This is a genomic window from Methylobacterium sp. J-043, from assembly GCF_022829505.1.
Classification (GTDB): Bacteria; Pseudomonadota; Alphaproteobacteria; order Rhizobiales; family Beijerinckiaceae; genus Methylobacterium; species Methylobacterium extorquens_A.
In genome coordinates this window covers 510,214-532,689 of the sequence record NZ_JAKSYB010000063.1, presented here as the reverse complement: position 1 = coordinate 532,689, position 22,476 = coordinate 510,214, and the positions used below count along the sequence as shown (strand labels likewise).

Genomic DNA, 22,476 nt, shown 5'->3' with positions numbered 1-22,476 from the left:
GACCAGGGCGATGAAGCCCTCGCGGTCGTGCTCGCCCCGCGGTCCGCTCCCCCGTGCCCTGGGCGCCGAGTCCCTTGCCAAATCCGTCTCCGTGCCCGCTTGCCGCCGGTGCTCGTGCCGGTTCGCACGCGGCCTCAGCGTTAGATTGCACGCCGTGCAATATCAAGCTTGCGGCCGGTTCGAACCGCGTTCAATTTGAACATCGTGCAAAACGCGGATTTGACGCCTACGCCGTCGGCAGGCAGTCATGCCCTGAGCCGGGAGAGACCATGATGTTCCGCACACTGATGACGACGCGACGCTTCGCGCCGCTGTTCTGGTGCCAATTCTTCTCCGCCTTCAACGACAATTTCCTCAAGAACGCGCTCGCCCTGCTGATCCTGTTCCAGGTGAGCGCGCGGGGCGAGAGTTCGGGCGGGGTGCTGGTGACGCTGGCGAGCGCCGTGTTCATCGGCCCGTTCTTCATCCTGTCGGGCCTCGGCGGGCAGATGGCCGACCGCTACGACAAGGCGGTTTTGGCCAAGCGGCTGAAATTCGCGGAGATCTTCGCCGCGCTGCTCTCGGTGCTCGGCTTCTGGCTGCACTCGGTGCCGCTGCTGTTCGCGGCGCTGGGCCTGTTCGGGATCATCGCGGCGCTGTTCGGGCCGATCAAGTACGGCATCCTTCCCGACCACCTGAAGCGCGAGGAACTCACCGCCGGCAACGCTCTGGTCGAGGCCGCGACCTTCCTGGCCATCCTGCTCGGCACCATCACCGCGGGTCTGGCCATGGCGATGGGCGGCCACGCGCTGGGCTTAAGCGCCGGGCTGATGGGCATGGCGGTCCTGTGCTGGCTCGCCGCGCGGATGATCCCGGCCACCGGCGAGGGCGCACCGGATCTCCACGTCGACCGCAACATCGCCCGCTCCACCGCCGAACTCCTGCGCGACCTGTGGTCCGACACGCGGCTGTGGCGCGGCTCGGTGATCGTGAGCTGGTTCTGGCTCGTCGGCGTGGTCATCCTCTCGCTGCTGCCCGTGCTGGTGCGCCAGACCCTCAACGGCACCGAGATCGTCGCCACCACCCTGCTGGCGATCTTCTCCGTCGGCATCGCGGTCGGCTCCGGCCTCGCCTCGTGGCTCGCGAGCGGGCGCATCGTCTTGCTGCCGACGCCGGTCGGCGCGGTGCTGATGGGCCTGTTCGGGCTCGACCTCGCCTGGACGGTGTCGCAGGTGAGCCCGGCCACGGCCGAACCGGTCGGCGCCTGGGACTTCCTCACCGGTGGCTCGGGCCTGCGCATCGCCTGCGACTTCTTCGGGCTGGCCGTCGCGGGCGGGCTCTACGTCGTCCCCTCGTTCGCCGCGGTGCAGGCCTGGACCGAGAAGGCCAAGCGCGCCCGCGTCATCGGTGCGGTCAACGTGCTGACGGCCGCCTTCATGGTCGGCGGGACGCTCGCGCTCGCGGTGCTTCAGGGCGCGGGCCTGTCCACGGCCCAGCTTCTCGGCCTCGTGGCCGTGCTGAACCTGATCGCCGGCGCGGTGATCCTCGTGACCCTGCCGACGAACCCCCTGCGTGATGCCCTCTCGATCCTGTTCCGCGCCTTCTACCGCCTGGAGGTGAAGGGCTTGGAGAACGTGGAGAAGGCGGGCCCGAACGCCATCGTCGCCCTCAACCACGTCTCCTTCCTCGATGCGCCGCTGGCGCTCTCTCTGCTCGACCAGGAGCCCGTCTTCGCCATCGACCACGGCATCGCCCAGCGCTGGTGGGTGAAGCCGTTCCTCAAGGTGACGAAGGCGATGCCACTCGACCCGACGCGCCCGCTCGCCACCCGCACGCTCATCAACGCGGTCAAGAGCGGCGAGACGCTGATCATCTTCCCCGAGGGCCGGCTGACCGTCACGGGCAGCCTGATGAAGGTCTATGACGGGGCGGGCCTGATCGCCGACAAGTCCGGCGCCATGGTCGTGCCGGTGAAGATCGACGGGCCGGAGCGCACGATCTTCTCGCGCCTGAAGCGCGATCAGGTGCGTCGCGCATGGTGGCCGAAGGTGACCGTGACGATCATGCCGCCGGTCCGGCTCCACGTCGATCCCGAACTCAAGGGCAAGAACCGCCGTCGCGCGGCGGGCGCGGCGCTCTATGACATCATGTCGGACCTCGTGTTCGAGACCGCCGACATCGACCGCGGCGTCTTCTCCGCGCTGGTCGAGGCGGGCCAACTCCACGGCTGGCGGCGCACGGCGCTCGAAGACCCGGTCTCGGGCACGATGAGCTATGCCCGCCTCGTGATGGGCGCCAACATCCTCGGCCGGAAGCTTCAGGCGCTCCTGCCCGACGCGAAGAAGCCGGTCGGGTTGATGCTGCCCAACGCCAACGGCGCCGCGGTGACGTTCTTCGCGCTGGCCAGCGCGGGGCGCGTGCCGGCGATGATCAACTTCTCCGCCGGCCCCACCGCGGTGCTCTCGGCCTGCAAGGCGGCGCAAGTCGACACCATCCTCACCTCGCGCGCCTTCATCGAGAAGGGGCGCCTCGGCACCCTGATCGAGGGCATCCAGGGCAGCGTGCGTCTGATCTATCTCGAGGACGTGCGGGCGGGCGTGACCACGGGCGACAAGATCCGCGGGTTCCTGAGCCCCCGTCGTCCGCTGGTCGCGCGCAAGGGTAGCGATCCGGTCGCGATCCTGTTCACCTCGGGTTCGGAGGGCACGCCGAAGGGCGTGATGCTCGCCAACCGGGCGATGCTCGCCAACACCGCGCAGGTCGCCGCGCGCATCGATTTCGGGCCGCGCGACAAGGTGTTCAACGTGCTGCCCGTGTTCCACGCCTTCGGGCTGACGGCCGGGCTGGTGCTGCCGCTGATCTCGGGCGTGCCGGTCTACCTCTATCCTTCCCCGCTGCACTACCGGATCGTGCCCGAACTGATCTACGGCACGAATGCCACGGTCCTGTTCGGCACCGACACCTTCCTCACCGGCTACGCGAAGATGGCGCATTCCTACGACCTGCGCTCCTTGCGCTACGTCGTGGCCGGCGCGGAGGCCGTGAAGCAGACGACCCGCAAGACCTGGGCGGAGAAGTTCGGCCTGCGCATCCTGGAAGGCTACGGCGTCACCGAGTGCGGGCCTGTGCTCGCGCTCAACACGCCGATGTTCAACCGCTTCGGCACCGTCGGCCGGCTGCTGCCGGGCATCGAATCGCGCCTCGAACCCGTGCCCGGCATCGACGAGGGCGGACGCCTCATGGTGCGCGGCCCCAACATCATGCTCGGCTACCTGCGGGCGGAGAATCCCGGCGTGCTGGAGCCGCCCGCGGACGGTTGGTACGACACCGGCGACATCGTCGCCTTCGATACCGACGGCTTCGTCACGATCAAGGGCCGGGCCAAGCGCTTCGCCAAGATCGCGGGCGAGATGGTGTCGCTGGCCAGCGTCGAAGCGCTCGCCGCCGAACTCTGGCCCGACGCCCCGAGCGCGGTGGCCGCCGTGCCCGACGCCCGCAAGGGCGAGCGCCTGATCCTGTTCACGCAGGCCAAGGGCGCGACGCGGGCCGCCTACCAGAACCACGCCAAGAGCCGGGGCGCGGCCGACGTCGCCATTCCCGCCGAGGTGGTCGTCGTGGAGGGCCTGCCGATGCTCGGCACCGGCAAGGTCGATCAGGTCAGCGTCACGAAGCTTGCAAGGGAGCGGGCGGCGACGGCGGAAGCGGCGTGAGGATTTTCGGCTTTCGGGCGATCTGGTTCGGAAGCCGTTTTCCGCTGATCATGTTGTATACTGGTTATGCGCGTTCCAGATCGGTCCGTGCAAAATTCTCACCGACATAAAGTAGACGGCAATCTCTCTCCTTCGCCAGAGCGTAGGCAAAGCAGTCGCCGAGATTCAGGGAAGCGGAATGGACGCCTTTGCCCCATGTCTCGTAGGCTTGAACGACATTCTGCACGGTGGCAGCTGTCACGCCGATGGTCTCGATGCCGAGGCCGGCGATAAGTTTTTTCATCTCGTCCGCCCGATTCCGTCGCAAAGCAACGATCAAGGCCTCGGCCATCGTGCCGGCCGAGATGAGGATCTTATCCTCGGCTTCCAGAACGTCGGCGCATCGTTCCGCTTCCGCTTCACCGAGGAGGATCGCCATCAAGGCCGAGGTATCGACCACGATCACTCGGGTAATCCATCTTCGCCGTAGAGGAAGTCCTGACTCCGCTCCGCATGTGGCCCTGGCGATGGCTTGGCCGCTGCGGACTTCCTGACGGCGTTCAGGACAGCCCGTCGTGCCTGTCGATCCGGCACGATTCTGAGGGGCTCGAGGCGAACCGCGGCATGGCCGTGCCGCGTCAGGATGATTTCCTCTCCTGCTTCCGCGCGTCGTACCAAGTCGGTCAACTGTCCCTTGGCGTCTGTCACCGAGACGTGCATCGGCCCATTTCCTCTTTCGACGAGATGGATCCGAATCTGGACTGCTCGATAGTCCAATACGAGGTTTCGTGCCGGCCCACCGGATCGAACCGTCCCGGCCGTCCTGCCGGAAGTCGAACTTAAACCATTCTTGGCCCTATCCTCGGCGGCGTCCCACTGTCCGGTCCGTTGCTGATGCCCCTCTCCCGCCGCCGCTTCCTCGCCTCCTCGCTCGGCCTCGCGATCGCCGGCCCCGCCGCCGCGCAGAGCTATGGCCAGACCTTCAAGGTCGAGAACGACGAGGGCCGGCCGGTGGCCAACATGCGGCTGCCGGGCGAGATCACCGGGCAGATCCAGGAATTGCGCGGCGTCACCTATGTCGGGCCGCGCGAGGCCGAGGTGACCCTCTACGAGTTCTTCGACTACAACTGTCCCTGGTGCCGCAAGGCCGCCGCCGACGTCACCGCGCTCGCCGCCAGCGACCCGGGCCTCCGCATCGGCCTCGTCCACAACCCGATCCTCTCGCCGATGTCGGCCCAGGCCGCCAAGGTCTCGCTCGCGGTCCAGCGCAAGCTCGGCTCGGCCGCGGCTTTCGCCTTCTACGGCCAGCTTCTCGCCACCAGGGGCCAGATCGATGGGCTCAAGGCGCTCGAGATCGGTGCCAAGGCCGGGGTGCCGCGGGCCGAACTCGAAGGGATCGCCGACAGCGACGAAGTGCGCGAGGCGATGCGCGCGCACATGAACGTCGCCGCCAATCTCGGCCTCACCGCGACGCCCTCCTACGTCCTCGGCAACACGGGCGTGCTCGGCCATCCCGGCGTGAAATCGCTGGCGAAGATGATCGGGGCCATGCGGCGCTGCGATCAGATCGCCTGCGGCTAGAGCATCGTCCTGAACATCGGATCCAAGAGGATGCTCTAGCCCATTGCTTTTGCATCATCTTTTTCCGAAAGCCGGAGGCCGCCTTTCGGGATGATGCTCGAGCGCTTCAAGCGCCGCCGATGAGGATGCCCGTCGCCAGCACGAGGGCGCCGCCGAGCACGATCTGGAAGGCGGCGCGCAGGAACGGCGTCTCCATGTAGCGGTTCTGGATCCAGACGATGGCCCAGAGTTCGACGAAGACCACGGCGAAGGCGATGCTCGTCGCCAGCCAGAAGTTCGGGATCAGGTAGGGCAGCGCATGGCCGAGGCCGCCGAGCGCGGTCATCACGCCGGAGGCAAGGCCGCGCTTGAGCGGCGAGCCGCGCCCGGAGATTTTGCCGTCGTCGTGCGCGGCTTCCGTGAAGCCCATCGAGATGCCCGCGCCGATCGAGGCCGAGAGGCCGACGAGGAAGGTCGTCCACGGGTTCTGCGTGGCAAACGCGGTGGCGAAGATCGGGGCGAGCGTCGAGACCGACCCGTCCATGAGTCCGGCAAGCCCCGGCTGGACCCAGGTCAGGATGAACTGGCGATGCGCGGCCGCGTCCTCCTCGTCGCGGACGGTCCCGCCGAGATGCGCGTCTCTCAGTGCCTCGGCCGTGCGCTCGTGCGCGCTCTCCGCCGCAGCGAGGTCGCCGAGCAGGGCCCGCGTGTCGGCGTCGGTCGAGCGCCGGGCGGCGGCGAGGTAGAAGTCGCGCGCCTGCCGCTCCATCGCGGCGGCCTCCTCGCGGACGCGGTCGAGCCCGAGATGGCGCATCAGCCAGACCGGCTTGCGGGCATAATAGCCGGCGATGTGCTCACGCCGGATCGGGATGATGAAATCGCCGAAGCGCTCTTTGTAGCGTGCGATCAGCCGGCGCCGGTGCTCGTCCTCGGCCTCCGCCATCGCGTCGAACAGGGCGGCGGAATGGGGATAGTCGGCGCGCAGGCGTGCCGCATAGGCGCGGTAGATCTGGCCGTCCTCCTCCTCGGAGCCGATCGCCAGCGCCAGGATCTCCTGCTCGCCGAGATCGTCGAACCGCTTCCGGCCGCCGAGCGTGAGCATCGAGAGTCGGCTCATCATCGCTGCGTCGATCTCCGGGGATGGCGTGCGGCGGAGCGGATGAGGGCTGCGGGCAGCCTCACCCCTCCTGCTCCTGCAGCAGCCGGTACTCGCGCCCGTGCCGGCAATAGCCCTCGACGATGTGGCTCATCATCGCGCGCTTCGCCGGGTCGAGGGCGCCGAGGATGCGGGCCGGGCGCCCGCCCCAGAGATGGCCGCCCTCCAGCAACTGGCCCGGATCGGTGGTCGAGCCGCCGGCCAGCATCACGTCGTCGGCCACCACCGTGCCCGGCGCCAGCACCGAGCCGATGCCGATGAGGCTGCGGGCGCCGATCCGGCAATCGGCCATGCGCACGTTGTGGCCGATCGTGGTGTCGCGCCCGATCACCACGCCCTCGCCGCGGCTGCGGATCACCGTGTTGTCCTGGATGTTGGTGTCGGCGCCGACCACGATCGGGCCCACTTCCGCGGCGAGTTCGCAGGAGAACAGCACCGTCGATCCGGCGCCGAGCGCGATGCGGCCGGAGAGACGGGCGGTGCGGGCCACGAACACGCTGGCTTCGGTCTCCAGCGGCTCGGCCGGCACGGGCGGGCTCGACGCCTCGCCCGAAGCCTCGCGCAGGCGTTCAGCCCGCTCGGCCAGTTCCTCCGGCGTCACCGGGCGCAGGCGCTTGGCCGGGTTGCCGCCATAGGCGAAGCCGCTCTCGAGCTTCGAGCGGGGGAAGATCGTGGCGCCCGCCTCGATCAGCACGTTGTCGCCGACGGTCGCGCCGTCGAGGATGATCGCGTCGTCCTCAATCACCACATCCGAGCCGACGGTGCAGGCATGCACCACCGCGTTGCGGCCGACCGTGACCCGGTCACCGATCTGCGTCGGCAGCGATTCGGTGGCGATGTGGACGGTGGAGCGGGCGCCGAGCCAGAAGCGCTCGCCCGCGGTGATCGGCTGGCCGTCGCTGCGGATCACGCTGTCGTCGCCGAGCCAAGCCTGGGCCCCGAGGGTGGCGGCGCCGATCACGGTGCTGGCGCGCCCGCACCAGACGGGGCGGCTGGCGAAGACGGGCAGGATGCCGTCATGGGGCAGGATCAGGTCGGGCGTCACGTCGCGGCTCGCTGTTCGTCGAAACGGCGCCGGTGGCGCGGTCCTATTCTTGAGCCATATAGGCTCACGGGCAAACGGGGTAACGGGGCTTTGCGAAAACGCCGGGCCTAACCTGTCGGCGCCGCGTACGCGTTCCCCAAATGTGGGTTACCAGTGGGTCATGACGGTCAGCATCCAGTCCGAGCCCTTCGACACCGCCGCCGAGATCGCCCGGATCGAGGCGGACCTCGCCGGGCGGGCGGGGGCGGTGGTGACCTTCTCCGGCCTGTGCCGCGATGAGGCGGGCCGGCTCGCCGCGCTGGAGCTGGAGCACTACCCCGGCATGGCCGAGGCCGAGATCGCCCGCGTGGTGGAGGAGGCGCAGGCCCGCTGGCCGGTTCAGGCGCTGCGGGTGATCCACCGCCACGGGCTGGTGCGCCCGGGCGAGGGCATCGTCCTCGTCGTCAGCGCCTCGCCCCACCGCAAGGCCGCCTTCGCCGCGGCCGACTTCCTGATGGACTACCTCAAGACCCGCGCCCCGTTCTGGAAGCGCGAACACCTCGCCGACGGCACCATCGGCGGCTGGGTCGCGGCGACGGAGGCCGACGCCGCCGCCGCCCAAGCCTGGGCGTGATACACATTTGATTGTACCGGGGTCCCCTGCGGCCCCGCATGAACTGCGAACGGATCCCCCGAACCATGACGGCTCCCCCTTTCAGCCCGCCGGCCAACCCGCCGGGCGCGCGACGCCTCGCGGCCGCGGGCATCGCGGTCGTGGCCTTTGCCGCCGCCCTCTGGCTCGCCTGGACCGCGGCGGCGACGCTGCTGCTGATCTTTTCCGGCATCCTGTTCGCCGTCTTCCTCGACGGGCTGACGCGGGGCCTCGGCTACGTGCTGCCGATCGGGCGCGGCTGGCGCCTCACGCTCGTCTGCCTCGTCCTCGCCGCCCTCGCCGTCGGCCTCTCGGCCTTCGGCGGCGCCACCGTGGCGAGCCAGGCGCGCGACCTTGGGGCCACGGTGCGCCAGCAATCGGAGACCGTGCGCGACTGGCTGAAGGAGCGCGGCGTCGAGATCGACCTGTCGCAGGGGGCGCCGGCCGGCGCCGGTCAGGGCGGAGAGGGCAAGGACAAAAACGGGAAGGAGGGTGGCCTCGCCGGTCTCGCCTCGGGCGCCCTCAAGAGCCCCGGCTCGCTGCTGTCGGATGCCGGCAGCGTGCTCGGGCCAGCGGCGAGCGTGGTCCTGGCGCTGTTCAACGCCCTCGGCAACGTCCTCGTCATCGTCTTCCTCGGCGTCGCCATCGCTGCCGATCCGGGGAGCTACCGCAACGGCGCCCTGCGGCTCGTGCCCCCGCGCCATCGCGAGACCGGCGCGCGCGTCCTCGACGGGTCGGGCGAGACCCTGCGGCACTGGCTGTTCGGGCAGCTCGTGACCATGGCAGCGATCTTCGTGCTGACCTGGGCGGGCCTGAGCTTCCTCGGGATCGGCGGCGCGCTGATTCTGGGACTCCAGGCCGGCCTGCTCGCCTTCGTGCCGACCGTCGGGCCCCTGATCGCGGGTCTGGTGATCGTGCTGAGCAGCCTCGCCTCGGGGCTGAACGGCCTGCTCGGGGCGCTCGGCGTCTACCTCGCGGTGCAGGCGGCGGAGAGCTACGGGCTCACCCCGTTCATCCAGCGCCGCGCCCTCGACCTGCCGGCGGCGACGATCTTCGCCGGACAGCTCCTGCTCGGCGTGCTGTTCGGCCTCTGGGGCGTGGCGCTCGCGCTGCCGCTGGTCGCCGTGATCAAGGTGCTGCTGGAGGAGCTCTACATCGAGGACGGGGCCGGAGCGGAGGCCTGATCCTCCGCTCCGGCCCCGATCGTCTTACGGCGCCATGTCGGGGACCGGCTTGACGGTCCCCATCTCGGCCGCGGGCACCGGCTCGGCCGGAGCCCCGATCTGCGGCGGCGGGGTGAGCTGCAGGTGCTCGCTGGTATAGGCGAGTTCCTGGTAGACCCGCTGCGGATCGTCGTTCAGCTTGGTCCCGTAGCTCGGCACAATCTGGCGGATCTTCGCCTGCCATTCGGGGCTGGCGACCTTCTTCGCGAAGACCTTCTCCAGCACCGTCAGCATGATCGGCGCGGCGGTGGAGGCGCCCGGCGAGGCGCCGAGCAGGGCGGCGATGCTGCCGTCCTTGGCTGCGACCACCTCGGTGCCGAGCTTCAAGACGCCGCCCTTCTCCGGGTCGCGCTTGATGATCTGCACGCGCTGCCCGGCCTGGACGAGGCGCCACTCGTCCTTCTTCGCGTCGGGGAAGTACTCGCGCAGGGCTTGGTAGCGGTCCTCGTCGGAGAGCATCACCTGGCCGGCGAGGTACTCGATCAGCGGGTACTGCTCGACGCCGACGCGGACCATCGGCCAGACGTTGCTGGTGGTGGTCGAGGTCAAGAGGTCGAAGTAGGAGCCCTCCTTCAGGAACTTGGTCGAGAAGGTCGCGAACGGTCCGAACAGGATCACGCGCTTGCCGTCGAGCATCCGCGTGTCGAGGTGCGGCACGGACATCGGCGGCGAGCCGACCGAGGCCTTGCCGTAGGCCTTGGCGAGGTGGCGCAGGGCCACGTCCTGATTCTCGGTGACGAGGAACGAGCCGCCGACGGGGAAGCCGCCGTAATCGTCGGCTTCCGGGATGCCGGAGGCCTGCAACAGGTGCAGGGCGCCGCCGCCGGCGCCGATGAACACGAACCGGGCATCGACCGTGTGGCGGCTGCCGTCCTTCAGGTTCTTCGACGTGACGCGCCAGGTGCCGTCCCCGTTACGCTCGAAGCTCTCGACCTCGGTCGAGAGGCGCAGGTCGAACTTCGGCCCGCTCTTCAGCGAGGCGATGTACTGGCGGGTGACCTCGCCCCACTCGCAATCGGTGCCGAGCGGCGACCACGTGGCGGCGACCTTCTGCTTCGGGTCGCGCCCCTCCATCATCACGGGGACCCACTTCTTGAGCTGCTCGGGGTCGGTCGAGAACTCCATCCCGGCAAACAGCGGGCTCGCCTTCAGCGCCTCGTAGCGCTTGCGCAGGAAGGTGATGTTGTCGTCGCCCCAGACGAAGCTCATGTGGGGCGTGGAGTTGATGAAGGAGCGGGGGTTCTTCAGCACGCCCTTTTGGACCTGCCAAGCCATGAACTGGCGCGTGACCTGGAAGGCCTCGTTGATCTCGACGGCCTTGTTGATCTGGACGTTCCCCTTGGAATCCTCCGGCGTGTAGTTCAGCTCGGCCAGGGCCGAGTGGCCGGTGCCGGCATTGTTCCAGCCGTTGGAGCTTTCCAGCGCCACGCCGTCGAGCCGCTCGACCATCTCCAGCGACCAGTGGGGTTCGAGCTCGCGCAGCCAGACACCGAGCGTCGCGCTCATGATGCCGCCGCCGATCAGCAGGACATCGACCTTGCGGGGCTCGCCCGCGGCGAGCAGGGGCGAAGCCGGCAGAGCGTTGGCCGCGAGACCCGCCAGCGCGCCGCCGAGAACGTGACGCCGGTTCATCGGCATCAGACTATGTTGCAGATTGGCGGAACGAATGTGCAGTTTATCGTCAGAATTCATTTTATTTTTCGTGCCGCTCAAAAATTTATTGGCCCGATCGGTCCGCTACAACACGTTCGGGCGAGCGACAACCCGCCGATTACATGGCTGCCATGCCCTGAAACCTTGAACACGCGCAGCCGATTGTCAGGCCAACCCCAGGTCGCCGATCCGTCTGCGTGACCGGCCCATGGACAAGCCTTCAGCGCGCCGCCGAGCGCTCCACCCGGCGGACGCTTCCCAGGATCGCGCGGGCGGCCTCATAGCGCACCGCGCCGGTCTCGCAGGTCTTGCAGATCGCCCCGAGATAACGGCCGTCGATCACGGTCTCGGCGAACAGCCCCGACTTGAACCGCGGCGCCGCCTCGGTCTCGACCGCGATCCAATCGCGCGGCCCGAATCGCTCGGGCCCGAGCGGTCGGCGGATCGAGGCGCCCAGGCTCGTGCTCTTCAGGACCGCGCGCAGGCGGACGTAGCGGGAGAGCGGCGACGTGTAGAGCCCGGCAAGACGGGCCGCGTCGTCCGCACCCTCGACCGGCGCGGTTCGCAGGCGCAGGGTGCAGGCCTCCTTGGTGCGGGCGCAGGCGGGTGTCTCGCACACGATCCGCACCACGCGCCGGCCGGAGGCGTCGCCGGGATCTTCGTCGGCCTCCTCCAGCACCCAGCCCGGCGGCAGGTCGAGCGTGAAACCTTGATCGAGGCGCAGCGTCGTCGGGCCCGGCAGGGAATCTGCCCCGTCCGTGCTCGCATCGGGTGCAGGCTCCTCGGTGGAGTCCGGCGCCTCCTCGGCCAGGGCCGGGGCGATCGCGAGCAGGCACGGCAACAGGCAGGCGGCGAGAAGGGCCGTGTGCAGTCGGGGACGGGCGGGCGCGTCGGTCATCGGGCACGGATCTCCTTCGGAACGTGGCGTTCGGCCAGCGCCTCGAAGCGGGCGCGCGCCTCAGGCTCGAAGATCCGCAGCGGCACGGGCAGCATCTCGTCCCAGCGCATCGGCAGGATCATCAGGTCGCCGACCCGCTCGCGTCGGCGAAACAGCGGCCAGCCGAGATGGGCGTGGGCGCCGTCCTTCGCGGTGGTGATGCCGGCCTCGTCGATCACGATCTCGGCCTCGGCGGGGGACTCCTCGGCGTCGAGCTGTGCGGCGAGATCCCGCGCGAGCCAGCGGCGCGCGAAAGTATGGGCCGCGAAGAACAGGGCAATCACCCCCGCGACGGCGGCGGCGGGCTTCCAGAACGCGTTCGCGACCATTTCGGCGAAGAGCGGCAGCGCGTCGAAGAACGGCACCCGGTAGGGATCGACCGCCCAGAGCATCGTCAGCAGGACGGGGTAGAGCAGGGTCAGGCCCACGAGCCACGCGGCGGCGCCGGTGAGCCGGGCGCGGCGGGCTAAAGGGTTCTCCAGCGCGCGCAGGATGATCGGCACCCGCTCCTCCGGCGTCAGGCGCATCGTGGCGCGCACGGCCTCGGGCCCGGTGGCCGGTTCGGCCGGCGGCGCCGTCGGGGCGGTCCGGCCGGCGCAGGCCTGCATCCAGCGCCGGATGCCGGCGATGGTCTCCGTGCTCAGCGACGCCTTGGGCAGCACGACCGGAACGTCGCCGATCTCCGTCAGCAGGAAGAGATGGTGCCGGTCCTCCGCGAGGTCGCGGATGCGCGGCCAGGGCACGAAGCTCACGAGATCCGGCGCGGTCTGGGTCAGCCCGGCGCCGTCGAGCCGGTAGCGCACCGGCACGGGACTCGGATCGCGGCCGTCTCCGCCCGGCGGCCCCATCAGGGCCCGCACCCTGCGGCGGGCGAACCAGGGGTGGAGCGTGTAATGGGCGATCAGGGCGAGCGCGATCAGGACGAGTGTGGCGGCGAGCGGCAGCGGATCGAAGCTCGGCAGGTCGCGCCAGAGCGCCGAAAGGCTGCGCCGCCCGCCCGACGTCGCCCAGGCCGAGACCGCGCCGAGCAGGGTCAGGAACCACAGCACCGGCAGGCCGAGCGTAAGGATGCGCCGCCGCTGCGCCGCGAGCGGCGCCCTCTGGGCGTAGAGGCTCCCGGTGACCCGATGCTCGAAGGTGAGGGGAGCCTCGAAGGTGAGCGGCGCCTCCGGAACGGGCGGGCGGCCGGAGAGGGAGGGGACGACGGGCAGGAGGAGGCTCCCGGATCAGGGTTTCGGGGACGGCGGCGGCTCAGCCGTCTTGGGCGGCCGGGACCGCGGCGATGCCGGCGCCCGCGGCCCAGGTGTTGAGATCCTGCTTGCGGATCGCCGCCGCCATCATGTCGGGGAAGAGGTCCGGCGTGCAGGCGAAGGCGGGCACGCCGAGTGCGGCGAGCCGCGCGGCCAGCCCCCGGTCGTAGGCCGGCGCGCCCTCGTCGGAGAGGGCCAGGAGCGCCACCACCTGCACGCCCGCCCCGACGAGGCGCTGCGCCTGGGCGAGCAAACCGGCCTCGACCCCGCCCTCGTAGAGGTCGGAGATCAGCACCAGCACCGTGTCCTCGGGCCGGGTGATGCGCGAGGCGCAGTAGCCGACCGCCCGGTTGATGTCGGTGCCGCCGCCGAGCTGGACCGAGAACAGCACCTCGACCGGATCGTCCATGGCGTCGGAGAGATCGACCACCTCGGTGTCGAACACCACGAGCCGGGTCGAGACCGCGGGCAGCGAGGCCATCACCGCCCCGAAGATGCTGGAATAGACCACGGAATTGGCCATCGAGCCCGACTGGTCGATGCACAGGATCACGTCTTTGAGCGATCCGCGGCTTTTCCGCCCGTGGCCGAGGCGGGTTTCCGGGATGATGGTGCGGTACTCCGCCTGATAGTGGCGCAGGTTCGCCCGGATGGTGCGGTTCCAGTCGATCTCGGCGTGGCGCGGGCGGCGGTTGAGGCTGGCGCGGTCGATCGCCCCGCTCACGGCTTGGCGCAGGGGCTCCTCCAGCCGCTTCATCAGTGCGTCCACGACCTTGCGCACCACGAGGCGGGCCGTCTCCTTGGTGCGCCCGCCGAGCAGGCCGCGCATCGAGATCAGGGTCGAGACGAGGGAGACGTCGGGCTGGACCGCCTCCAGCATCTCCGGCTCGGTCAGCATCCGCTTGAGGTCGAGCCGCTCGAAGGCGTCGCGCTGCATCACCTGCACCACGGAGGCCGGGAAGTAGTCGCGGATGTCGCCGAGCCAGCGCGGCACGGAAGGGGCGGAGGCGCCCAGCCCCCCCTTGCGGTCGGAATCGTAGAGGGCGCCCATCGCCCGGTCGAGGCGCCCGTCGCGCTCGCTCAAGGTGCAGCCGGTACCCTCCGCCGCCCCGCCGCCGAGCACGAGGCGCCAGCGGCGCAGGCGTTCCGCTTCGCTCGCGCTCATGCGGCGTCTCCCGTGGTTTCGTCGGCGGTTCGGGCGGGTTCGGGGCCGAGCAGCAGGCGCAGGATCGGCAGCACCTTCGCCGCACGCGCCGCGTCGAAGCCCTGAGCGCCCTCCGCTTCACCGGGGGCCGTGCCGCCCGGCCGGGCCAGCGCCTCGCCCACCGCCCGGCGCTCGGCCGGCGCCAGCGTCGCGAAGGTGCGGCGCACCAGCGGCAGCAATTCGGTGAACAGGTCCGCGTCGAGGCCGCAGAGCCAGTTATCGACCACCGCGAGCAGTTCGCGCCCGTGGATCAGCACCGTGCCGCTGTCCTCCAGAAACCCCTCGATCCAGGCGGCGGCTGGGACGGCGCCCGAGGCCCGCGACAGGGCAAGCCGCAGGCGCTCGCCGGCCTCAGGGGCGGTGATGGCGCGGTCATCGAACAGCAGGCGCACGGCGCGGCCGACGACGCGGCCGTGGACGTGCTCCTGATCGGCCAGCGCCCGCAGCGCCTCCCCCCACACCGCCTTCAGCTCCGGCTCCTCAATCAGCGCGACCGCGCCCGAGACGGCGACGATGCGCGCCTTGGCCGCCGCCGCCGCGTCGTCGTCGAGGCTCTGGCAGGCGGCGACCAGCCCGGCGGCGGCCCGCGGCACGAGGCCCCGCACCACGGTCAGCACCGGTTCGGTGTCGGAGGAGCGCACTGAGCCGTAGCGGGCGAGTTCGGCGAGCGCGGGCAGCGCGTCCATCAGGTCGAACACGTCGGCCGAGACCGCGGCGCGGTCGTTGAGCGCACGGATCACCTCCGCCGTGGCATCGGCGAGGTCGGCGTCGAGCAGGGTGCCGATCAGGCCGGAGAGGTCGGCGACGCGGGTCGCCTCGCGGGCGCGGACCCGTACCCGGCCGGCGGCCGCTTCGGCGATCGTGCCGCCCTCGGCGGAGGCCGCCACCAGCTCCACCACCCATTCCGGCTCCCAGGCGAGGAACCAGCCCTCCTTGAACGTGCCGCGCCCGCGCGCCTCGCGCCGCTCACCCCATGGGATGCCGATCAACTTCAGCCGGTTGAGGAAATGGCTGCGCGCGAGATCGGTCTCCTTGCGCAGGTCGAGGGTGATCTCGCCGGCCGAAGCGCCGGGCTTGAGGCGCAGGCGCTTGCACTGGGCCGCGAAATCCGTCTCGACCGGCGTGCCGGGGCTGTCCGGCGGGGTGGCGCCGAGGCGTTCGCCGATGACGAGCTTGCGCCGGATCAGCCCCATCGGCGCCGGGTCGGCAAAGCAGAGCGTGGCCTGCGCCGCCTCGTCGAGGTCGTCGAGGGAGGGCCGCGACCGGCCGCGGAAGCCCGCCAGCGCCTCGGCGAGCCGGGCCGCCTCGATCACCGAGGCCGGCGAGGCGTCGAGATCGTTCTCGCGCAGCAGCGCGGCGGCCCGCGCGAGCCAGCGGGCGGCGACGCGGCCCTCGTGGTGCCACAGGGTGTCGTACCATTCCGGCGAGAGCACCCCGGCGCGGTAGCCGGAGGCGAAGGCCAGCCGCTCGTAGGACCAGGGCGCCCAGGCGGCGGCGACCTTGGTCTTGGGCAGGTTTTTCAGGGTTGTCGTGTCGGCGGTGGCCTGGCCCTTGGCGTCGTGGCGGGCGAGCGCCGGCACGTGCCACGCGCCGCAGACCACGGCGATGCGCGCGAACCCCTCCTTGGCCGCCTTACGAATCGCCGCGCGCATATGCGCCTCGCGCGTCTCCTCGCGAAACGCGTCGTCGGGGTCGGGCTCGGCGCCCTCGCGCAGGGCCGCCATCGCCTCGCCGATTGCGGTGAACACGTCGCCATCGGCGCCCGCGCGGCTCTCGACCAGCGCGTCCCACCAGCGCTCGCCGTCCGGGTAACCGGCGAGGGCAGCGAGTTCGCCGAGGGGATCGCGCCGGATCGCGGCTTTTGCCGGGTCGGGCGCGGATGGGGTTTCGGCCGCCTCTGCCACCGGCTCCCCGTCGATCGGCGCGGCCTCGGGCGCGCCGAAGCCGTCGGCGAGCTGGATCGCGTGCGGCAGGTCGATGAAGCGCACCGTGGCGCCCGCCGCTACTCCAAAGCGCATCGCCACCCATTCCGGCGAGAAGGCCGCGAAGGGGAAGAAGGCGCAATCGCGCGGCCGGTCCGGCCGGTAGACGAGGAGCGCGACGGGCGGCGCCATCGCCTCGTGGAGGCTGAGCGGGATCAGTGCATCGGCGTCCGGCGGGCCCTCGATCAGCAGGCAGTCGGGCGCAAAGCCGTCGAGCGCAGTTCTGAGCGAGCGGGCTGAGCCGGGGCCGTGGTGGCGGATTCCGAAAAGGCGGATGTCGGGCATCGCTGGGGTTACGCGCTCGCGCGGGCGGCCTTGTAGAAATCCTTCCAGTCAGCGCGCTCCTTGACCACCGTCTCGAGGTACTCGCGCCAGACGATGGCGTCCTGCACCGGGTCCTTCACCACGGCCCCACTGATCCCCGAGACGAGGTCGTGCGCCGAGAGGCGGCCGTCGCCGAAATGCGCGGCGAGCGCCAGCCCGCTGCCGACGACGCTGATGGCTTCGGCCGTCGAGAGCGTGCCGGAGGGCTGCTTCACCTTGCTCTTGCCATCCGCTGTCACCCCCTCGCGCAGCTCGCGGAAGATCGTGACGACGCGGCGGATCTGCTCGGCGCCCGGCGGCTCGGCCGGAATCTCGAAGGCGCGGCCGAGCGCGGCGACGCGGGTCTCGACGATGGCGATCTCGGCCTCGATGGTGGCCGGCGGCGGCAGCACCACGGTGTTGAAGCGGCGCTTGAGCGCACTCGACAATTCGTTGACGCCGCGATCCCGGTTGTTGGCCGTGGCGATGAGGTTGAAGCCTTTCTGCGCCGCCACTTCCTCGTTCAGCTCGGGGATCGGCAGGGTCTTTTCCGAGAGGACGGTGATGAAGCTGTCCTGCGTCTCGGAGGGGATGCGGGTCAACTCCTCGACGCGGGCGATGCGGCCCTCGTTCATCGCCCGCATGATCGGCGAGGCCACCACCGCCTCGCGGCTCGGGCCCTTGGCGAGCAGCAGCGCGTAGTTCCAGCCGTAGCGGATCGCCTCCTCGCTGGTGCCGGCGGTGCCCTGCACGATGAGGCGCGAGGTGCCGCAGATCGCCGCCGCCAGATGCTCGCTGACCCAGCTCTTGGCGGTGCCCGGCACGCCGAGCAGCAACAGAGCCCGGTCGGTGGCGAGCGTCGCCACCGCGACCTCCATCAGGCGCCGGTCGCCGATATACTTCGGCGTGACCTCGAAGCCGGAGGCGAGCCGGCCGCCGAGCAGGTAGGTGACGACGGCCTGCGGCGACATCTGCCAGTTCGGCGGGCGCGGCCGGTCGTCGGAGTCGCGCAGCGCCGCGATCTCCTCGGCGAAGGCATCCTCGGCGGACTGGCGAAGCTGCGCGGTCTTGACGGCGTGGGTCGATGTCATCCTTGAGCCGTTCCCCCTGTGGTGGTCTCCGGTCGGAAGTCGCGCCGGATCGCGACGCGTAATTCCAGCACGCTCGTCAATCCGGTGAGCTGCGTGTGCAGGCGGTCGCCCTCCCCCTCCGGCAGGCGCGCCAGGCTGGCGGCAGCGGAGGCCGCAGCGTCGTCGCTCGGCCAGAGCCGGTCGCCGAGGCGGGCGATCACCCACGGCTTGGCCAGATCGCGCCGCAGGGCGTCCGACCCGCGGGTGACGAGGGCGAGCCAGTCGAGCAGGGCGGCGCTGAAGGCTTCCGAGAAATGCTCTGGCCCCGAGCCCAGCACGGCCAGCATCACCTCGATCTTGCGGGCGCGGATCAAAGCCGCGACGCGGGCCTCCCACGCGGCGTCGGACAGGAGGTCGAGCGCCTCCGCCCACATCCCGAGCACCTCGTTGGTGCGGCGGACGCCGGTAACCTTGCCCTCGTAGGCGTCCGCCGTGATGTCGGCCATCGCCTCCGCCCAGGCCGGGTCGAGGGTGCGCTTGGCCGCCGAGAACAGCCCGTGGAAGACCGGGTCGGCCCACTCGCTGCGCAAAGCGAGCTCGATCCAGAGCCGCGGCGGTTGCTCGGCGAAGGCGTGGAGCGGCGCGCGCGCCAGGATCGCCCGCAGCAGGCCGGCGCGGGTACCGCCGCCGCGTCGCTCCCAGGCGTTCGCCTCGACGCCGTCGCGGGCGAGGTCCGGGCTCTCCTCCGGCAGCGTGACGACGAGGCTGTGCGTGGTGCCGCCCAGCAGCTTGCGCTTGCTCTCGACGTTCAACGCGGCGCGGGCGCGTGCCGCCATGCGCTCGGCGTAGCGCGAGTCGGGAAGCCCCGGCAGCAGGTGCTGTGCGGCCAGCCGCACGCCGTTGGCCCGGTCGTCGAGGCAGGCCTCGAGGAAGGGCTCGTCGGCCGCCGACAGGCCGGTCGCCAGGGCGTGGACCAGGGCCTCGCGCGCCTCGGCCTTCTCCTTGCGGAAGACCGGTTCCAGGGCGGCGCGCGCCCCTTGCGGATCGCGGGCGCGGTAGGCGGTGAAGGCGGCGCGGCGCTCGGCCACCGTGCCCTCGGTCCAGTCCGAAGCGGGCGCCGCGTCCGCATCTTGGGCCGGGGTCTCGCCGCAGGCGCGGGCGAGCCAGTCGAGTTCGGCACCGATGAGGGCAGAGGCACTCGCCGGCAGGCTGTCGCGCTGCTGCATCAACACCTGGAACAGCCAAGCGGGCGGGCGCGCGCCCATCGCGGCGGCAAGCGCGAACCATTCCTCGACGCGGGTGCGCGCGCGGGTGCCCTCGGTGAGGAGGCCGTAGAGCCGCGTCGCGGCCGCGGGTGGGCATTCGGGCCCGAAGGCGTCGCGCGGCTCGATCGGCGCCAGCGCCTCCGGCCCGATTTCCGTTCCGGCGAGATGGTGGACGCCCTCCGCCGCGAGCCGCGCCAGCAGGGCGGCACCGGGATCGCTCTCCGCGACGAGTGTGGCGAGCGGACCGGGAGCGACCGGCGGGGCGCGCTCGGCCCCGAGGAGTGCGGCGGCAAGCGTCGGCTCCCAGCCATCGGGTGTGTGCTCGGCCGTCTCCATCAGGCGACCTGCAGCAGGACCGGCTGCGCACCCTGCGCCGGCATCGCGTAGAGGCGGCCTTGCGCGACGAGGGCGAGCGGATGGAGGCCGGTGCCGTCGTAGAGGCCGAACAGATCGACCGGTCGGCCCGCCGCCACCGCGAGCAGGCTCGGCAGGCGCGGATCGGCCCCGAGCGCGAGGCTGCCGGTCTCGTCGCCTGCCGCGAAGGCAACCTTGCCCCCGGTCGCGGCGGCGAGGCGGCCGAGCCGCACATTCGCGAGCCGCACCGGCCAGCGCTCACACCAGGGCGCGCGGGCCAGCACCTCGGCAAAGGTGTCCCGCGCCGCCGCGACGCTGGCCGCGCCGGGCAGCACCGCTTGCGCCGCCGGGCCGGAGCGGCCCTCGCGGAAGACGGCGCGCAGGGGCGGGTCACCGGGCTGGAAGGCGAGGCTCCCGCAAAAATCCTGGCCGGCGGCGGGGGCCGGCGGCAGGGGCGAACCGGCCGTGCCGTAATCGATCACCTGAGCCAGGGCGCCGCTGGTACGGCCGACGAGCCAGACCGAGCGGGCGGTGAGGCGATCCTCTTCCTCGACCGCGTGGGCCAGCACCGCCCAGGTGTCGGTCTGGTCCGGCCGGGCCGCCATCTCCTCGGCGGTGACGGGGTAGCCGAGCGCGGCGCGCACGCCCGCCGCCTGCTCGGGCGCGAGCGCGTCGAGGCGGCGCGCGGCCCGAAGCAGCAGGGCGAGCCGGCCGAGGCCGAGGCCGAGCGCGGCTTCCGGCCGGGGGGCGCCCGCTTGTGGTGCCGCCGCGATCAGCCCCGGCAGGGCCCGCACCCGGCGGGCGAGGCCGGGGGCCTGCCCGTCCACGAGGCGGCCGGCCATGCGGTCCCAGAAGGCGTAGGATTCGCCCCGCGCGGCGCCGAGCCCGCGCCGCATCAGGTCGCGCAGCCAGAGGTCGAGTTCGTCGAGCGAGGCCGCGACCCGGTCCTCGCGGGCCTGCCGGCGCTTGGCCTGCGCCCGCTCGTCGACCGGCTTGGCAGGTTCCTTCGCCCGGGTCTCGGCCGCGGCGGCGCGGCTGTCGCGCCCCTTCATCCAGGCGGCGGCCCAATCCGGCGGCTCGCCCTCCGTGATCGGAGCGCTCGCATCGACCAGCATCAGGCCGAGGGCATGCTTGCAGGGGAACTTCCGGCTCGGGCAGGTGCATTTCGAGGCGGGGCCGGCGAGATCCGCCACCGTGCGGTAGGGAGCGGCCCCGCTGCCCTTGATCTCGCCCCAGATCACCGTGCCCGCCCGGCCGAGACCGGCCCATTTCTGCGGTTTTCCCTGATCCTGCCCGGCCTTGCGGCTCGACGCGTCGGGGGCGAGATCGAGGATCTGGGCAGTCGTCAGGCTCATGCGGCGGGCGGTGTGATATCCGTCAATCGAATCGGCTGATAAGGCTCAGTCTAGACAAATCGGATCGACGGGCAAGTTTGGCGCGGAATTTTCTCCTGTTCGGCTAAGCCGGCAACCGTCTCGCCGACGAATTATCTGAGACTGAGTTGAGAATTATTCCAGCATATCCGCGGACAGGTCGCCGATAGCTTCATCGAAGCCGCGGCCGGCGCGGCTTCGCTTTCAGCCGCGATCGCGAGTGCCTCGCTTAGCCTTCAAGGATTCGCGCGTTTTCCTTCGGGCGCTCAACCCTGCTCGTCGGTGTTGCGCCATTCCCGCTCGAAGGGCAGGCGCCAGGCCTGCGGTGCCACGAGCTGGTGGATCGATTTCGGGCCCCAGGAGCCCGGCGCGTAGAGCCGCACCGGTGGGGGCGCCTCGAGCAGCGGCGTCGAGACCTCCCACAGCCGCTCGATGCCCTCCGCCGTGGTGAACAGGGTGTGGTCGCCGCGCATGGCGTCGAGGATCAGCCGCTCGTAGGCCTCCAGCACCTCGCCCATCAGGCCGGTGTCCTTCATGTTGAACTGGAGCGAGAGCTTGTCGAGCCGCATCCCCGGCCCCGGCCGCTTGCCGTAGAACGACAGCGACATCTTCGAGGCGTCGGCGAGATCGAAGGTGAGATGGTCGGGCCCCTGCGCGCCGACGCCCGAATTGACCGGGAACATGCTCTTGGGCGGTTCGCGGAAGGCGATCGAGATGATGCGCTGGCCCTCCGCCATCCGCTTGCCGGTGCGCAGGAAGAACGGCACCCCCGCCCAGCGCCAGTTGTCGATGCGGCACTTGAGGGCGATGAAGGTCTCGGTATCCGATTGCGGATCGACGCCGGGCTCGTCGCGGTAGCCGGCATATTGCCCGCGCACCACCTCCCGCGGGTCGAGCGGGAGCATGGAGCGGAACACCTTGTTCTTCTCTTCCGAGATCGGACCCGGTTCGAGCGAGGTCGGCGGCTCCATCGCCATGAAGCCGAGAATCTGGAACAGGTGGGTCACCACCATGTCGCGGTAGGCGCCGGTCGCCTCGTAGAAGGCGGCGCGGGTGCCGAGGCCGAGGGTCTCCGGCACGTCGATCTGCACGTGGTCGATGAAGGTGCGGTTCCAGATCGGCTCGAACAGGCCGTTGGCGAAGCGGAAGGCCAGGATGTTCTGCGCCGGCTCCTTGCCGAGGAAGTGGTCGATGCGGAAGATCTGCTCCTCGGAAAACACCTCGTGCAGCCGGTCGTTGAGCGCCACCGCGCTCTCCAGATCGGTGCCGAACGGCTTCTCCATGACGATGCGCGAGCCCGCCGCCAGATCCGCCTCGGCAAGCAGGCGCACGACGGTGAGCGCGGCGGCGGGCGGCACGCTGAGATAGTGCAGGCGCCGGCTCTCCTGGCCGAAGCTCGCCTCGGCGCGGGCGACCGCCGCGGCGAGCGCCTCGGCACCGGCCGAGAGCGACACGTAATCGAGCCGTCCGGCGAAGGCGGCCCATTCCCCGTCCCCGGCCTGCCGGGTGAAGAACTGGTCGATCGCCTTGTGCGCGCGCTCTCGGAACGCCTCGACGCCGATGTCGTCCAGCGACACGCCGACGATGCGCAGGTCGGGCAGGAAGCCGGCGCTGAACAGGTGGAACAGGCCGGGCAGGAGTTTCCGCTGCGCGAGGTCGCCGGTGGCGCCGACGAGGACGACGACCTGCGGCGTTTTCGGGCCGACGCCCGCTCCCAGCCGTGACGCGCGCGATCCTGCCAAGCCGGCCTCCCTCGGCGCGCCGGAGATGCGCGCACAAGGTGAGGTAGGGCCCCTGCGATT

17 protein-coding genes are annotated in these 22,476 nt (G+C 70.9%); 4 read left to right on the top strand and 13 right to left on the bottom strand.

Annotated features, from left to right (window positions below):
• The first annotated feature begins 272 nt into the window (after nt 1-272).
• Entirely contained in the window at nt 273-3,689 is a 3,417-nt protein-coding gene (locus tag MKK50_RS20480; protein WP_499024935.1) for an acyl-[ACP]--phospholipid O-acyltransferase, read from the top strand.
• 64 nt (nt 3,690-3,753) lie between these two features.
• Here the strand turns inward: MKK50_RS20480 and MKK50_RS20475 are convergent, their stop codons facing one another.
• Both MKK50_RS20475 and MKK50_RS20470 read right to left on the bottom strand, forming a co-directional pair.
• Nucleotides 3,754-4,134, bottom strand: a complete 381-nt coding sequence (locus tag MKK50_RS20475; RefSeq protein ID WP_499024934.1) for a type II toxin-antitoxin system VapC family toxin — start codon at nt 4,132-4,134, stop codon at nt 3,754-3,756.
• Nucleotides 4,131-4,388: a type II toxin-antitoxin system Phd/YefM family antitoxin gene (locus tag MKK50_RS20470; RefSeq protein ID WP_499024932.1), complete on the bottom strand. Its 258-nt coding sequence runs from the start codon at nt 4,386-4,388 to the stop codon at nt 4,131-4,133. Before MKK50_RS20470 ends, MKK50_RS20475 begins: the two co-directional genes overlap by 4 nt.
• A 174-nt stretch (nt 4,389-4,562) precedes the next feature.
• Between MKK50_RS20470 and MKK50_RS20465 the strand changes: the two genes are divergently transcribed.
• Complete coding sequence (locus tag MKK50_RS20465) at nt 4,563-5,249, top strand: DsbA family protein (protein ID WP_253373551.1); 687 nt, start codon at nt 4,563-4,565, stop codon at nt 5,247-5,249.
• Between the two features lie 106 nt (nt 5,250-5,355).
• On the opposite strand, the gene mbfA is transcribed toward MKK50_RS20465, so the two are convergent.
• The gene (gene mbfA, locus MKK50_RS20460; RefSeq protein ID WP_499024931.1) at nt 5,356-6,348 is read right to left on the bottom strand and encodes an iron exporter MbfA; all 993 of its coding nucleotides are present in this window, start codon (nt 6,346-6,348) and stop codon (nt 5,356-5,358) included.
• A gap of 58 nt (nt 6,349-6,406) precedes the next feature.
• A complete protein-coding gene (locus MKK50_RS20455) occupies nt 6,407-7,429 on the bottom strand; it encodes a gamma carbonic anhydrase family protein (protein WP_253373549.1) in 1,023 nt (340 codons plus the stop codon).
• 160 nt (nt 7,430-7,589) lie between these two features.
• On the opposite strand from MKK50_RS20455, the gene MKK50_RS20450 reads away from it, so the two are divergent.
• Both MKK50_RS20450 and MKK50_RS20445 read left to right on the top strand, forming a co-directional pair.
• Nucleotides 7,590-8,042 (top strand): molybdenum cofactor biosynthesis protein MoaE, encoded by a 453-nt coding sequence (locus MKK50_RS20450; RefSeq protein WP_253373548.1) that lies wholly within the window; start codon nt 7,590-7,592, stop codon nt 8,040-8,042.
• A 65-nt stretch (nt 8,043-8,107) separates the two neighbouring features.
• A complete protein-coding gene (locus tag MKK50_RS20445) occupies nt 8,108-9,244 on the top strand; it encodes an AI-2E family transporter (protein ID WP_499024929.1) in 1,137 nt (378 codons plus the stop codon).
• Between the two features lie 24 nt (nt 9,245-9,268).
• On the opposite strand, the gene mqo is transcribed toward MKK50_RS20445, so the two are convergent.
• The 9 genes from mqo to zwf all read right to left on the bottom strand — a co-directional run bounded on the left by mqo (nt 9,269) and on the right by zwf (nt 22,416).
• Nucleotides 9,269-10,921, bottom strand: coding sequence for a malate dehydrogenase (quinone) (mqo, locus tag MKK50_RS20440; RefSeq protein ID WP_499024928.1), 1,653 nt, complete (start codon nt 10,919-10,921; stop codon nt 9,269-9,271).
• 235 nt (nt 10,922-11,156) lie between these two features.
• Nucleotides 11,157-11,834 carry a hypothetical protein gene (locus MKK50_RS20435; protein ID WP_499024926.1) on the bottom strand — a complete coding sequence of 226 codons (678 nt, stop codon included), beginning with the start codon at nt 11,832-11,834 and terminating at the stop codon, nt 11,157-11,159.
• Entirely contained in the window at nt 11,831-12,922 is a 1,092-nt protein-coding gene (locus MKK50_RS20430; RefSeq protein ID WP_499024924.1) for a YcxB family protein, read from the bottom strand. Before MKK50_RS20430 ends, MKK50_RS20435 begins: the two co-directional genes overlap by 4 nt.
• Nucleotides 12,923-13,124: 202 nt before the next feature.
• Entirely contained in the window at nt 13,125-14,288 is a 1,164-nt protein-coding gene (locus MKK50_RS20425) for a VWA domain-containing protein (protein ID WP_499024923.1), read from the bottom strand.
• Nucleotides 14,285-16,594 carry a DUF5682 family protein gene (locus MKK50_RS20420; RefSeq protein WP_499024921.1) on the bottom strand — a complete coding sequence of 770 codons (2,310 nt, stop codon included), beginning with the start codon at nt 16,592-16,594 and terminating at the stop codon, nt 14,285-14,287. Before MKK50_RS20420 ends, MKK50_RS20425 begins: the two co-directional genes overlap by 4 nt.
• Before the next feature lie 8 nt (nt 16,595-16,602).
• Nucleotides 16,603-17,703, bottom strand: coding sequence for an ATP-binding protein (locus tag MKK50_RS20415; protein WP_499024919.1), 1,101 nt, complete (start codon nt 17,701-17,703; stop codon nt 16,603-16,605).
• Nucleotides 17,700-19,283, bottom strand: coding sequence for a DUF5691 domain-containing protein (locus MKK50_RS20410; protein ID WP_499024918.1), 1,584 nt, complete (start codon nt 19,281-19,283; stop codon nt 17,700-17,702). The genes MKK50_RS20415 and MKK50_RS20410 overlap by 4 nt, the downstream gene beginning before the upstream one ends.
• Nucleotides 19,283-20,656, bottom strand: coding sequence for an SWIM zinc finger family protein (locus MKK50_RS20405; RefSeq protein ID WP_499024916.1), 1,374 nt, complete (start codon nt 20,654-20,656; stop codon nt 19,283-19,285). Before MKK50_RS20405 ends, MKK50_RS20410 begins: the two co-directional genes overlap by 1 nt.
• Before the next feature lie 284 nt (nt 20,657-20,940).
• Nucleotides 20,941-22,416 (bottom strand): glucose-6-phosphate dehydrogenase, encoded by a 1,476-nt coding sequence (gene zwf / locus MKK50_RS20400; RefSeq protein WP_253373540.1) that lies wholly within the window; start codon nt 22,414-22,416, stop codon nt 20,941-20,943.
• Nucleotides 22,417-22,476: the final 60 nt, after the last annotated feature.